Origin of the sequence: Hoylesella timonensis S9-PR14, from assembly GCF_000762405.1 — a bacterium.
Lineage (GTDB): Bacteria > Bacteroidota > Bacteroidia > Bacteroidales > Bacteroidaceae > Prevotella > Prevotella timonensis_A.
This window is the reverse complement of record NZ_JRPQ01000104.1, coordinates 1-1,001: the sequence shown is the minus strand read 5'-3', so window position 1 is coordinate 1,001 and position 1,001 is coordinate 1. Positions and strand designations below refer to the sequence as shown.

General features: G+C 41.8%; 1 pseudogene. It reads right to left on the bottom strand.

The annotated features are described in order from the left end of the window. Window positions 1-1,001 (bottom strand): annotated as a pseudogene (locus HMPREF9304_RS07010) (IS1380 family transposase); the annotation flags it as partial.

The following is a 1,001-nucleotide window of genomic DNA, read 5'->3' as shown; positions in this document are numbered from 1 at the left end:
GTCCGAACTTCTTTACGTCAAGTCTTTGAATAATGACCTTGTAAAAGTTACGGATAAGTGCTGTAAGAAGAAGGAACACTGTGTTCTCTGCCATGAAGGATTTGGACAATCTGTCCCACCCGAAACCATTGTTCATATTATCGAAGATATGTTCCTTTCCTCCACGAAGGTTATAGAACTCGACAATTTCTCTTACGGAAGAATCATAGTCGTNAGTCAGNATACAACGGTATGTGTATTCTCCTTCNCAAAAATCCTGCACACCATCCNTCCGTTTCTGTCTTTGAATCACAAGTCGATATGCNTTANCTTTCCACTTCTCAACAAGGATAGAGTTCAATTCAAACCCAATGCAATTGATTTCCTCAGTTTTCCAGCCTTTGAGAGCAAAGGTATCATTGTAGATCGAACTGCAGCGATTAGCAGGGATATAGAAGGACTTGCAGTGTTTTTCTATTTCCTCCACGATTTCCACGGAACATGATCCACAATCAGCACTGAAGCGATTGATAATGAGCCTATTCTGTTCAAATCTCTCAAAAAATCTCTTCAGCGTGTCCTTCTGATGGAAACGAACATTTGTGTTACCATCGCTATTCTCTATACCGACTATCAAATTGCCAATAACCGCCACGCCAGGGCGATAACCAAGGAACTTCTTGTACGTAGGCTTTGCATCATACTTCTCTGTCTCTATGAACTGGTGGTCGAAATCAACATCATATATCTCACCCTCTTTCAGTTGGCCAGATGCAAATATACAATTGAGCAATAAAGTATTGAGAGTGTCAGCCGTATTGAAATCGTAGGTCTTGCCCATATCTGATGTGTATGAAATGTTTTCTTGCGTCAGCTCCTTTATCGCTCTGAGGATAGTATCAGAGCTACAAGTGCGAAGTGTCGGATGAAGCGAGAGGAGGTTCATCAAATGAGTAGTGACATCCTGGGGTACATGAACCGCCACAGAAGTANATACTCATGAGAGAACGGATGATTTCGCT